The organism is Rhizobium sp. CIAT894 (assembly GCF_000172795.2).
Lineage (GTDB): Bacteria > Pseudomonadota > Alphaproteobacteria > Rhizobiales > Rhizobiaceae > Rhizobium.
The window spans coordinates 1,602,431-1,615,187 of the sequence record NZ_CP020947.1 but is presented as its reverse complement, the minus strand read 5'-3'; the positions used below and the strand labels follow the sequence as shown (position 1 = coordinate 1,615,187).

Genomic DNA, 12,757 nt, shown 5'->3' with positions numbered 1-12,757 from the left:
GGCCGAGAGGAGAATGAGATGCTCGACATTGTGAAGCTGGATGAATTCATCGTGGAGGCGAAGGCTGCGACCTATGTCGGCGGCGGCGTGCCGCATGCCCCCTGCCGGCCGGGTTCCCATGATATCGGTTATGAGAGCGGCGACTGGCGCTATCTCGACAGCTATCTCGGCGGCACCGATTTCGCCGGACAGGAGGTGGTATGGTTTGCCGGCGAGCCGGTCTGGGCGATGAATTATTTCGGCTGTGTCATTGCGCCTGAACTCATCGATGGTGTAGCGGCCGGAACGGTGATCAAGGCGGCACTGTCGACGATGTATCGCGAGGGGCGGTTTCTGGGCGGCATGGAATTCGACCATCCGTCCGGCCGCTACGTCGATAGAAGCGACGGCGGCTGTGACAGCTTCAGCGGCCAGGAATGCATCATGGTCGAGGGCCGGAGGGCTTACGTGCTCGACTATCGCGGCGGGCTGGTCATCCCCTGATGTCCGACCAGGAGGTTGGCGAGGTCAGCGCCTCATCGGCCTGCCGGCATCGGTGCAAACCAAACAGCCACAGACCATCGTCTCAAAAATCGACGATCTTGCCGTCCGAAATCGTCACGCGCCGATCCATGCGACGGGCAAGGTCGTGATTGTGGGTGGCGATGAGGGCGGCGAGGCCGGATTGGCGCACCAGCGCCGCCAGCGCGTCGAAGACGTAAGCTGCCGTTTCGGGGTCGAGATTGCCGGTCGGTTCGTCGGCCAGAAGCAAGCTCGGCGCATTGGCGACGGCGCGGGCGATCGCAACACGCTGCTGCTCGCCGCCGGAAAGTTCGCCGGGGCGATGGGCGCCACGATGGCCGATGCGCATGTAATCGAGAAGCTGACCGGCCCGCTCGCCGGCTTCCTTCCAGGACAGCCCGGCGATCAGTTGCGGCATCATGATGTTTTCAAGCGCCGAAAACTCCGGCAGGAGATGGTGGAACTGGTAGACGAAGCCGATCTCGCTGCGGCGGATCGCCGTGCGTTTGTCGTCTGAAAGGCCGTCGCAGGCATGGCCGTTGATGTTGACCTCGCCGCCGTCCGGATGCTCCAGCAGGCCGGCGACATGCAGCAGGGTCGACTTGCCGGTGCCTGAAGGAGCGACGAGGGCGACGATCTCGCCTTTCGACAGCGAAAAATCCGCGCCCTTCAGGATCGGGAGCAGCGTATCGCCCTGCCCGTAATGGCGTTCGACGCCGGTAAGCTTGAGAACGACGTTGCGTTTCATAGAGACGGCAATTCCTTATTCGTAGCGCAGGGCCTGCACCGGATCGAGCCTGGAGGCGCGCCAGGCGGGGAAGATGGTCGCGATGAAGGAGAGCGTCAGCGCCATGACGACGATCGAGATCGTTTCGCTGAGATCCATCTCGGCCGGCAGCTGGCTGAGGAAATAGACCTGCGGATTGAAGATCACGGTGCCGGAGATCCAGGAAAAGAACTGGCGGATGGATTCGATGTTGACGCAGACGAGCACGCCGAGCAGGACGCCGGCAAGGGTGCCGACGATACCGATCGCCGCCCCGGTCATGAAGAAGATGCGCATGATCGCGCCGGCGCTGGCACCCATGGTGCGCAGAATGGCGATATCGCTGCCCTTGTCCTTCACCAGCATGATCAGGCCGGAGATGATGTTCAGCGCCGCGACCAGCACGATCAGCGTCAGGATCATGAACATGACGTTGCGCTCGACCTGCAGCGCCGAGAAGAAGGTCTGGTTGCGCTGGCGCCAGTCGGTGAGGTTGATTTGGCGGCCTGCCGCCTCCACGACCTTGGGTCTCAGAGTGTCGATATCATCGGGGTGATCGACGAAGAGTTCGATCGACTGCACCAGTCCCTCGGCATTGAAAAAGAGCTGCGATTCTTCCAGCGGCATGAAGATGATCGAGGAATCATATTCCGACATGCCGATCTCGAAGAGGCCGGAGATCTTGTAGGACTTGACGCGCGGGCTGACGCCCATCGGCGTAATGTCACCATCCGGTGACGTCAACGTAATCAGGTCGCCGACGCTCAGGCCGAGCTGGGTGGCCATGCCGGTGCCGATCAACACCCCCTGGCCGGAGGCAAAACCCACCATGTCGCCAGGCTTAATATTCTCGGAGACCGCTTTGAGTTTGGTCAGGTCCTCGGCGCGGACGCCGCGCACCAGCGCGCCGGTGCTCCCGCCGGCCTGGGCGGAGGCAAGCACCTGGCCTTCCACCAAAGGCAGCGCCATCTTCACTCCCGGTACGGCACCCAGCCTGCTGGCGAGATCCGCATAATCGGTGAAGGGACCGTCGGACGGCTGGACGATCATGTGGCCGTTGATGCCGAGGATGCGCGAGACGAGCTCGGTGCGGAAGCCGTTCATGACGGCCATGACGATGATCAGCGTCGCCACGCCGAGCATGATGCCGACGAAGGAGAAGCCGGCGATGACAGAGATGAAGGCCTCCTTGCGGCGGGCGCGCAGATAGCGCCAGGCCACGAGGCGTTCGAAGGTGGAAAATGGCCTGCCAGCCGGACCCAAGCCGGATTTTGAACTCCGGTCCACTGCTGCCTCTGCCATTTCGCCTCCGTTTCCTTAAGCCACGAACCTGTTGATCGCCGCTTCGATGGTCATCGTTTCGCGCGCGCCGGTCTTGCGGTCCTTCACCTCGACCTCGCCGTTGGCGACCGCGCGCGGGCCGGCGATGATCTGGAAAGGCACCCCAATCAGGTCGGCGGTCGCGAATTTCGTGCCGGCCCGGTCGTCGGTATCGTCATAGAGCACATCCTTGCCGGCCTTGCTCAGCGCGGCATAGATCAGCTCGCAAGTATCGTCGCAGGCCTGATCGCCCGCCTTCATGTTGATCACCACGACATCAAAGGGCGCGACCGATGCCGGCCAGATGATTCCGTTCTCATCATGCGATGCTTCGATGATGGCGGGAACAAGGCGTGTCGGGCCGATACCGTAGGAACCCATGTGGACGAAGTGCTCCTTGCCGTCAGGCCCCTGCACTTTCGCGCCCATCGGCTCGGAATATTTCGTGCCGAAATAGAAGATGTGGCCGACCTCGATGCCGCGGGCCGAAAGGCGGTCGCCTTCGGGAACGGCGTTGAAAGCTGCCTCGTCGTGCATTTCCGACGTCGCCGCATAGAGCGAGGTCCACTTTTCGAAGATCGCCTGCAGGCCTTCGACGCTGTCGAAATCGGTGTTTTCGCCGGGGGTATCGAAGCCGACGAAGTCCTTATGGCAGAAGACTTCGGATTCGCCGGTATCGGCGAGGATGATGAATTCATGGCTGAGATTGCCGCCGATCGGGCCGGTATCGGCGCGCATCGGAATGGCGCGCAGGCCAAGCCGATCGAAGGTTCTGAGGTAGGCGGCGAACATCTTGTTATAGGAATGCTCCGCCCCTTCGCGCGTCAGATCGAAGGAATAGGCATCCTTCATCATGAATTCGCGCGAGCGCATGGTGCCGAAGCGCGGCCGGATCTCGTCGCGGAACTTCAGCTGGATGTGATAGAGGTTGAGCGGCAGGTCCTTATAGGACTTGACGGAGGAGCGGAAAATATCCGTCACCATCTCCTCGTTGGTGGGACCATACAGCATCGGCCGATCCTGACGGTCCTTGATGCGCAGCATCTCCTTGCCGTAGGCATCGTAACGGCCGCTTTCCTGCCAGAGCTCGGCCGACTGCAGGGTCGGCATCGAAAGCTCGATGGCGCCGGCGCGGTTCTGCTCCTCGCGGATAATATTGTTGACCTTGTCGAGAACCTTCTTACCCAAGGGCAGCCAGGAATAAATGCCCTGCGACTGCTGGCGGATCATGCCGGCGCGCAGCATCAGCCGGTGGGAGACGATTTCCGCCTCTTTGGGGTTTTCCTTGAGGATGGGCATGAAATAGCGGGACAGACGCATGGCGGATTCCGAGGCGGTTGGATCCCGCAACAGGCGGAATCGAAAGACAATGGTTAATGTCGGGAGCGTTCATAGCCGCTTCGCGGCGGGAAGGAAACCCGCAACTGGTGTCGGCAACCTCCCGCATGCGCATGTTCGCACCCGCAAAATGACAGGGCATGAAAAAGCGCGTGTTTATAAGGACTTGAACGAAAATCTTGTCAACAGAAAAAATTTGCTAGGGTGTAGCAAAAATGCAAAAAAAGCTGATGACAAAGCCCAATGTTTGAGCTAGCTTTAGCTCACAAAACAGGCAAGAAGGATAAATTCTTGCCGAATTCGCGGTCAAGTCTTGGGAGGATCAGATCTTAGGCGCGCTCGTCGCAGCCCCGGCAACGGTTACAGATCACGCGATACTTAAAACAAGGCTTTTAGCCTTGTTTTTTTTTGATTTTTCGGCCCCTAAACCCACTCAAGAACCCATCCGCCTTCCGTTAGGAGATGAGCCCCATTCCGTTACGTGAGCTCTTTGCCGTAAAGCATGACATTGGTATGACGGTATACCGCCTGCCGAATTTACATCTGCCCAAAGTTTGAGCAAAAGCCAGCCTTCAATAGAAGCTCGGCCCGAGTTGTGGAAGGGCATCGAAGCCCCAGCCGAAATAGGTGTCGCAGACATACCAGAGGCCGTAGATCACCGCCGAAATCACCGTCGTCAGCGAAAAGACGAAGGCAGCGCGAAACCGGCTGGGCGCGCTCGGAATGGTGCCGAGCACGACATCATTGTCTTCCGCCTGGGTGCGCAGCCCGATCGGCAGGACAGCGAAAAGCGTCATCCACCAGATGATGAAGTAGACGGCAAGTCCCTGAAGAAAGATTTCGAGCATATGAGTCCCGTTGGTGTCGCGCCGACAGGACGCGAAAGACGTTCTGTCATTTTGAGTTGGGCGCCCTTATACGGCGGAACGGCGGCCAATTCAAAGCGTACGAAACATTTCGCCGCCTTCGGGTCACTCTGCCGCAGTTAGACCGCTCAAACCTGTTCGAGTTCGATCAGCGTGCCGAAGAAATCCTTGGGGTGCAGAAAGAGCACCGGCTTGCCATGCGCACCGGTCTTCGGCTTGCCGTCGCCGAGCACTCTGGCGCCCGCCTCGACCAGCCGGTCACGGGCGAGAATGATATCGTCCACCTCGTAGCAGATGTGGTGCATGCCGCCGGACGGGTTCTTTTCGAGGAAGGCTGCGATCGGCGAGGCCTGCCCAAGCGGCTCGAGCAATTCGACCTTGGTGTTTTCCAATTCGACGAAGACGACCGTGACGCCGTGCTCCGGCAGAGGCTGCGGCTGCGATACGGCAGCCCCCAGCGTGTCGCGGTAGGCGGCCGTCGCCACCGCCAGATCGGGAACGGCGATGGCGATATGGTTGACCCGGCCGAGCATGGTCAGACCTTGGTGACGAAGGCGGTGACGACGGGCTTCTTGCCCCAGGCGTGGTTGGCGGCCGAACGGATGGCCCGGCGCACGGCCTCCTGCAGCATGTCCAGATCCTTGCGACGGGCGCGCGGAATGCTTTCGATGGCGCTGATCGCCGCGTCGAAGAGCGTATCTTCCATCTCCTCGCCCTCGTCGTCATAAACAGGCAGGCCGATCGCAACGAGATCGGGATCACCGACGATGTCATAACGGGCGTCGAGCACGACGTTGACCGCGACATGGCCGACATAGGAAAGCTTCTTGCGTTCGCCGATGCCCATCTCGTCGAAATCGCCGATCAGCGAGCCGTCCTTATAGATCCGGCCATGCGGCGCCTCGCCGATCACCTCGACGGGACCGGGCGCCAGCCGCAGGATATCGCCGTTGCGCACACGCGGCACGATCGCAATGCCGGATTGCTCGGCAAGCTCCTTGTGCGCCGTCAGGTGCGTCGCCTCGCCATGCACGGGAACGACGATCTTCGGCCGCGTCCACTCGTACATCCGCTGCAACTCGTTGCGGCGCGGATGGCCGGAAACATGGACCAGGGCTTCGGTGTCGGTGATGATATGCACGCCCTGCTCGACGAGGCCGTTCTTGATATCCTGGATCGCCTTCTCGTTGCCGGGGATGGCGCGCGAGGAAAAGACGACGATATCGCCTGCGGCAAATGCCACATTGCGCATCTCGTCGCGGGAGAGCTTGGCAAGGGCTGCGCGTGCCTCGCCCTGGCTGCCGGTCAGGATGACGACGACCTTGTCGCGCGGGATATAGCCGTATTCCTCCTCAGCGATGAAAGGCTTCACGCCTTCCATCAGGCCGATGTCCTGAGCGACGTTGACGACACGCTTCAGCGAACTGCCAAGCAGCAGCACTTCGCGGCCTGCCGCCTCGGCAGCCTCGGCGATGGTGCGGATACGCCCGACATTCGACGAGAAGGTGGTGATCGCCACCCGGCCCTCGGCATCCTCGATGATCTTGCGCAGGCTTTCCGACACATCCTTCTCGGAGGGCGAAACACCGTCGCGCAGCGCATTGGTGGAATCGCACATCAGCGCCAGCACGCCTTCGTCGCCCAACTGGCGGAACCGCGTCTCATCGGTCAGCGGCCCGAGCGAGGGCTCGTGGTCGATCTTCCAGTCGCCGGTGTGGATAACGTTGCCGGCCGGCGTGCGGATCATCAGCGACATCGGCTCGGGGATCGAATGGTTGACGGCGACACCCTCGATGCTGAAGGGGCCGGCATTGATCGTATCGCCTGCCTTGAACGGCGTTACCGGCACTTCGACGATCGTCGCCTTCTCGAAATTACGCTTGGCTTCGAGCAGACCAGCGGTAAAGCCCGAGGCATAGACCGGTACGTTGAGCCCCGGCCAGAGATCGGCGAGCGCACCATAATGATCTTCATGCGCATGGGTGATGATGATCGCCTTGAGGTTCTTGCGCTCGCTGGCGAGGAAGCGGATATCGGGCAGCACGAGGTCGACGCCCGGCAGGTCCGGGCCGGGAAAAGTGACGCCGCAATCGACCATGATCCATTGGCGATGCTCGGGCGGGCCGTAGCCATAAAGAGCGAGATTCATGCCGATCTCGCCAACGCCGCCCAGAGGCAGGAATACCAACTCGTCCTGTTTCGCCATAATTTTCGTTTTTTCCGCTATCCAAAAAACACATCACCGGCAGCAATGGGCATCATCCTGCCAGTGCCGGTATCGAGCATCAACAAGCCATTATCATCAATTCCGGCGAATTGGCCGGAAATCGATCGGTCCGGCAAATTCACCGTGATCTTTTCGCCGATGCCGCAGGCGATCGCGCGCCAGAGCGCAGTGATCTCGCCGATGCCGCGGCCCTGATCCCATATTTCAAGCACTTCCGCCATCTCCGCGAAGAGATGGGCGAAGAGCTCCTCCGGAGAGGCCGTACTTCCCTGCTGACGCAGGCAAGTGGCAGGGTAGAGCGGATTATCCGGCATGACCGAGACATTGATGCCGATGCCGACGATCAGCGCGTAGCGGCCGTCCGCCAGCCTTTCGCCTTCGACGAGGATGCCGCAGGTCTTCTTTCGGCCGATGAGGATATCGTTGGGCCATTTGACCTCGAGCGGCTCGGCGCCCAGCGGCAGCACCCGGCGGATCGCTTGGTGCACGGCAACTGCGATTGCGAGCGGCAGAGAGCTGAGGCGCTCCATCGGTGCCGGGTCGATCAGCAGAAGAGAGGCGTAAAGATTGCCGCGTTCGGAAACCCAAAGCCTGCCGCGGCGGCCGCGGCCGCCGGTCTGTCGTTCGGCGGTTACCCAGAGATTGCCGCCATCGCCTGCCCGGGCCCGGGCAAGGCATTCGTTATTGGTGGACGATGTTTCCGACAGAGCATCGTGCCTGAAATCGCCGAGCGATATCCGGCGCCGTCCGTCGGAAGCCATTAAAACAGCGTCGCGGCGGCAAGCTCTGCCGCACCGCCGATCGGGCCGCCGATAAGGACATAGGCGGTGACGAAGAGGCCGGAGAGACCGAAGACCAGACGCAGCGCGCCGGAAACCCGGGCGAATTCGCCGGTCGCCTCATCGAACCACATCAGCTTGATGACGCGCAGATAGTAGTAGGCGCCGACGACCGAGGCGAGAACGCCGATGATGGCGAGCGCATAAAGCTTGGCTTCGATAGCAGCGACGAAAACGAAGTACTTGGCAAAGAAGCCTGCCAGCGGCGGGATGCCGGCGAGCGAGAACATCAGCGCCGTCAGCACCACGGCCATGAACGGGCTGGTCGTGGAGAGGCCGGCGAGATCGTCGACGTTTTCGACGACGGTGCCGTCCTTGCGGCGCATCGACATGATGATCGCGAAGGTGCCGAGGGTCATGACCATATAGATGACCATGTAAAGCATGACGCCGGAAACACCGGTCTGGTTGCCGGCGGCAAGGCCGACCAGCGCATAGCCCATGTGACCGATCGACGAATAGGCCATCAGTCGCTTGATGTTTTTCTGGCCGATTGCGGCGAACGAGCCGAGCAGCATCGAGGCGATCGAGATGAAGACCACGACCTGCTGCCAGTCGGCGAGAACCGGCTGGAAGGCAGTGATGACGATGCGGGTCATCATCGCCATGGCGGCAACCTTGGGGGCTGCGGCCAGGAAGGCGGTGACGGGCGTCGGCGCGCCTTCATAAACATCAGGCGTCCACATGTGGAAGGGAACGGCGGAGATCTTGAAGGCGATGCCGGCGAGGATGAAGACCAGGCCGAAGATCAGGCCGAGCGAACGCGCGCCCTCGACCGAAAGCGCCTGGGCGATCTCGGAGAAGTGGGTGTGGCCGGTGAAGCCGTAGACCAGCGACATGCCGTAGAGCAGCATGCCGGAGGACAGCGCGCCGAGGACGAAATATTTCAGGCCGGCTTCGGTCGACTTCAGGCTGTCGCGGTTGATCGCGGCGACGACATAGAGCGCCAGCGACTGCAGTTCCAGCGCGAGATAGAGCGAGATCAGGTCGTTGGCCGAGATCATCAGCAGGATGCCGAGGGTCGCCAGCACCAGCAGAACCGGGAACTCGAACTTGTCGAGCTGGTTCTCGCGAGCGTGGCCCATCGTCATGAACAGGGCGACCAGCGAACCGATGAGCGCCACCAGCTTCATGAAGCGGGAGAAGCCGTCGGCCATATAGACGCCGCCATAGGCAAGACCTTCCGCGGGCACGAAGAGCAGCCACAGGCCGGAGGCCAGCAGTAGGACGATGGTGAGGCCGGTGACGACAAGGCCCGACCGCTCGCCTGAGAAGACGCCGACCATCAACAGGACAAGGGCGCCGACCGCGAGGATGAGCTCCGGCGCGGAAAGATGCAGACTGAGGAGAATTGTTTCAGCGGTCATGTCCGATAAGTCCCGTCATCAATTCATAGACAGCGCAATATTCTGCGCTGCGTGCACGGCGGCCGTGTAGTTGTTGACCAGCAGATCCACCGAGGCGGCCGTCGCATCGAAGACCGGAGCCGGGTAAACGCCGAAGAAGATGGTCAGTGCGACCAGCGGATAGAGGATCAGCTGTTCACGTGGCGAAAGATCGAGCAGCGCCTTCAGCTTTTCCTTCTCCAGCGCGCCGAAGATCACCCGGCGATAGAGCCAGAGTGCGTAGGCGGCCGAGAGGATGACACCGGTGGCGGCAAAGAGCGCGACCCAGGTATTGACCCGGAAAACACCCATCAGCGTCAGGAATTCGCCAATGAAGCCCGACGTGCCGGGAAGCCCGACATTGGCCATGGTGAAGACCATCATCGCGACGGCATATTTCGGCATGTTGTTGACGAGGCCGCCATAGGCGTTGATCTCGCGGGTGTGGGTGCGGTCGTAGACGACACCCACGCAGAGGAAGAGCGCGCCGGAGACGATGCCGTGCGACAGCATCTGGAAGATCGAACCCTGGACACCCTGCATGTTGGCGGCAAAAATGCCCATGGTCACGTAGCCCATGTGCGCCACCGATGAATAGGCGATCAGCTTCTTGATATCGTCCTGCATCATCGCCACCAGCGAGGTGTAGATGATAGCGATGACAGACATGGCGAAGACGAGCGGCGCGAAATAATCGGACGCCACAGGGAACATGCCGAGCGAGAAGCGGATGAGGCCGTAGCCGCCGAGCTTCAGGAGCACGCCAGCCAGAATCACCGAGCCTGCCGTCGGCGCCTGAACGTGCGCATCCGGAAGCCAGGTATGAACCGGCCACATCGGCATCTTCACGGCAAACGATGCGAAGAAGGCGAGCCATAACCAGGTCTGCAGCGCCGGCGGGAACTTGTAGGCAAGCAGCGCAGTGATGTCGGTCGTGCCGGCCTGCCAGTACATCGCCATGATGGCGAGCAGCATCAGCACCGAGCCGAGCAGCGTATAGAGGAAGAACTTGTAGCTCGCATAGACGCGGTCCTTGCCGCCCCAGACGCCGATGATCAGGAACATCGGAATGAGGCCCGCCTCGAAGAAGACGTAGAAGAGCACGATATCGAGCGAGACGAAGACGCCGATCATCATCGTTTCGAGGATGAGGAAGGCGACCATGTATTCCTTCAGGCGCTTCTCGATCGAGAGCCAGCTGGCCAGCACGCAGAAGGGCATGAGGAAGGTCGTCAGGATGACGAACAGCATGGAGATGCCGTCGACGCCGACGTGGTAACCGATGCCGGTGCCGAGCCAGTCATGCTTTTCGACCATCTGGAAGCCCGGATTGGCATTGTCGAAGCCGATCCAGATGACGAGCGAGACGATGAAGGTGAAGACGGTGGTGATCAGCGAGATTCCCAGCACGTTCTTCCGGCCGGTTTCGCTGTCGCCATTCATCAAGAGCAGGAGCACCACGCCGGCGAGCGGCAGGAAGGTGACCGTTGAAAGAATAGGCCAATCGGTCATCAGAAGGAACTCCCGAGCATCATCCAGGTAACAAGCGCCGCAATGCCGATCAGCATGGCGAAGGCATAGTGATAGAGGTAACCGGTCTGCAGGCGGACGACGCGGTCGGTGACGGAGACGACGCGGGCGGCAACGCCGTTCGGGCCGTAGGTGTCGATGACGCCGACATCACCCTTCTTCCACAGGAAGCGACCGAGCGCCTTGGCCGTGCGGACGAAGAGGAAGTCGTAAAGTTCGTCGAAATACCACTTGTTGAGCAGGAAGTGGTAGAGCACGCGGTGCTGCTTGGCGAGGACGCGCGGCGTCTGCGGCGAGCGGATATACATGTACCATGCGGTGACGAAACCGAGCACCATGGCGATGAAGGGGCTCAGGCCCACGAGCGCCGGCACGTGGTGGAACTGTTCGACCAGTTCGTTTTCGGCACCGGTAAACAGTGCGCCCTTCCAGAACTCGGCATATTCCTCGCCGTAGAACCGGCCTTCGAACAGGAAGCCGGCCACGACCGCGCCGATGGCGAGGATGTAGAGCGGAACCAGCATGACCTGCGGCGATTCATGGACGTGATGCATCACCTCATGCGAAGCGCGCGGCTTGCCGAAGAAGGTCATGAAGATCAGGCGCCAGGAATAGAAGCTGGTGAACAGAGCCGCAATGACCAGCAGCGAGAAGGCGAAGCCCGAGACCGGCGAATGCGATGCATAGGTCGCCTCGATGATCACGTCCTTGGAGAAGAAGCCGGCAAAGCCGATCGGCGTGAAGGGAATGCCGACGCCGGTGATTGCCAGCGTGCCGATGATCATCATCCAGAACGTCACCTTGATGTGCGGCCGCAGGCCACCCATGTAGCGCATGTCCTGCTCGCCATCGACGGCGTGGATGACCGAGCCGGCGCAGAGGAAGAGCAGCGCCTTGAAGAAGGCATGCGTGAAGAGATGGAAGATCGCCGCGCCATAGGCCCCTACCCCGAGCGCCACGAACATGTAGCCGAGCTGCGAGCAGGTGGAATAGGCGATGACGCGCTTGATGTCGTTCTGCACGAGGCCGACGGTTGCCGCGAAGAAGGCGGTGATCGCGCCGATGACGGTGACGACCGTAAGCGCATCATGCGACAGTTCGAACAGCGGCGACATGCGGGCGACGAGGAAGACGCCGGCGGTGACCATGGTCGCGGCATGGATGAGGGCCGAGACCGGGGTCGGGCCTTCCATCGCATCCGGCAGCCAGGTGTGCAGCAGGAACTGCGCCGACTTGCCCATCGCGCCCATGAAGAGCAGCAGGCAGACGCCGGTCAGCGCGTGCGCCTTGTCGAGCTGCATGCCGAAGAGGTTGAGAATCACTTCGCTCGCCTCGCCGCCGCCTTCATGCGGGGCGAAGTTCGAGGCATTGGCGAAGATCGTGTCGAAGTTGATCGCGCCGAACAGCACGAAGACGCCGGCAATGCCGAGCACGAAGCCGAAGTCGCCGACGCGGTTGACGATGAAGGCCTTCATCGCCGCAGCGGTTGCCGACGGCTTCTTGAACCAGAAGCCGATCAAGAGATAGGAGGCGAGACCGACGCCTTCCCAGCCGAAGAACATCTGGGCGAGGTTGTCGGCGGTCACCAGCATCAGCATGGCGAAGGTGAAGAGGGAGAGATAGGCGAAGAAGCGCGGACGATGCGGATCGGTGTGCATGTAACCGATCGAATAGATATGCACCAGCGTCGAGACCGTGTTGACGACGATCAGCATGACGGAGGTCAGCGTATCCACGCGCAGCGACCAGGAGACGTCGATGCCGCCGGACTGGATCCAGCGCAGCACCTCGACCTTGATCGGGCCGCCTTCGACGTGGCCCAGGCCGACGTTGAAGAAGACGATCCAGGACAGGATGGCGGCGATGATCATCAGGCCGCTGGTGAGATATTCCGAAGCCTTGGCGCCGATGGCGCGGCCGAAAAGGCCGGCGACGATCGCACCGATCAAGGGAAGAAAGACGATAGCCTTATAGAGGAACATGAG

General features: G+C 61.2%; 12 protein-coding genes. 2 read left to right on the top strand and 10 right to left on the bottom strand.

Features of this window, described 5'->3' with window-relative positions; genetic code table 11:
* Positions 1-18: 18 nt before the first annotated feature.
* A complete protein-coding gene (locus RHEC894_RS08040; RefSeq protein WP_085736885.1) occupies positions 19-483 on the top strand; it encodes a DUF5680 domain-containing protein in 465 nt (154 codons plus the stop codon).
* Between the two features lie 82 nt (positions 484-565).
* On the opposite strand, the gene RHEC894_RS08035 is transcribed toward RHEC894_RS08040, so the two are convergent.
* The 3 genes from RHEC894_RS08035 to proS are packed head-to-tail and all read right to left on the bottom strand — an operon-like array spanning position 566 to position 3,907.
* A complete protein-coding gene (locus tag RHEC894_RS08035; RefSeq protein WP_085736884.1) occupies positions 566-1,249 on the bottom strand; it encodes an ABC transporter ATP-binding protein in 684 nt (227 codons plus the stop codon).
* A 15-nt stretch (positions 1,250-1,264) separates the two neighbouring features.
* Positions 1,265-2,569 carry a lipoprotein-releasing ABC transporter permease subunit gene (locus RHEC894_RS08030; protein WP_085736883.1) on the bottom strand — a complete coding sequence of 435 codons (1,305 nt, stop codon included), beginning with the start codon at positions 2,567-2,569 and terminating at the stop codon, positions 1,265-1,267.
* Between the two features lie 15 nt (positions 2,570-2,584).
* A complete protein-coding gene (gene proS / locus RHEC894_RS08025) occupies positions 2,585-3,907 on the bottom strand; it encodes a proline--tRNA ligase (RefSeq protein WP_085736882.1) in 1,323 nt (440 codons plus the stop codon).
* On the opposite strand from proS, the gene RHEC894_RS32900 reads away from it, so the two are divergent.
* Positions 3,906-4,181 (top strand): hypothetical protein, encoded by a 276-nt coding sequence (locus tag RHEC894_RS32900; protein ID WP_164517654.1) that lies wholly within the window; start codon positions 3,906-3,908, stop codon positions 4,179-4,181. The two genes, proS and RHEC894_RS32900, sit on opposite strands and share 2 nt — an antisense overlap.
* Positions 4,182-4,497: 316 nt before the next feature.
* On the opposite strand, the gene RHEC894_RS08020 is transcribed toward RHEC894_RS32900, so the two are convergent.
* From RHEC894_RS08020 to nuoL, 7 genes are all read right to left on the bottom strand, one after another.
* Positions 4,498-4,773 (bottom strand): DUF1467 family protein, encoded by a 276-nt coding sequence (locus RHEC894_RS08020; protein ID WP_010069321.1) that lies wholly within the window; start codon positions 4,771-4,773, stop codon positions 4,498-4,500.
* Between the two features lie 146 nt (positions 4,774-4,919).
* Positions 4,920-5,324 carry a methylmalonyl-CoA epimerase gene (mce, locus tag RHEC894_RS08015; protein ID WP_010069320.1) on the bottom strand — a complete coding sequence of 135 codons (405 nt, stop codon included), beginning with the start codon at positions 5,322-5,324 and terminating at the stop codon, positions 4,920-4,922.
* 2 nt (positions 5,325-5,326) lie between these two features.
* Positions 5,327-6,997, bottom strand: coding sequence for a ribonuclease J (locus tag RHEC894_RS08010; RefSeq protein WP_085736881.1), 1,671 nt, complete (start codon positions 6,995-6,997; stop codon positions 5,327-5,329).
* Between the two features lie 17 nt (positions 6,998-7,014).
* Positions 7,015-7,779 carry a biotin--[acetyl-CoA-carboxylase] ligase gene (locus tag RHEC894_RS08005; RefSeq protein ID WP_085736880.1) on the bottom strand — a complete coding sequence of 255 codons (765 nt, stop codon included), beginning with the start codon at positions 7,777-7,779 and terminating at the stop codon, positions 7,015-7,017.
* A complete protein-coding gene (nuoN, locus tag RHEC894_RS08000; RefSeq protein WP_085736879.1) occupies positions 7,779-9,224 on the bottom strand; it encodes an NADH-quinone oxidoreductase subunit NuoN in 1,446 nt (481 codons plus the stop codon). Before nuoN ends, RHEC894_RS08005 begins: the two co-directional genes overlap by 1 nt.
* Positions 9,225-9,242: 18 nt before the next feature.
* Positions 9,243-10,754 carry an NADH-quinone oxidoreductase subunit M gene (locus RHEC894_RS07995; RefSeq protein ID WP_085736878.1) on the bottom strand — a complete coding sequence of 504 codons (1,512 nt, stop codon included), beginning with the start codon at positions 10,752-10,754 and terminating at the stop codon, positions 9,243-9,245.
* Positions 10,754-12,754, bottom strand: coding sequence for an NADH-quinone oxidoreductase subunit L (nuoL, locus tag RHEC894_RS07990; protein ID WP_085736877.1), 2,001 nt, complete (start codon positions 12,752-12,754; stop codon positions 10,754-10,756). The genes RHEC894_RS07995 and nuoL overlap by 1 nt, the downstream gene beginning before the upstream one ends.
* Positions 12,755-12,757 lie beyond the last annotated feature (3 nt).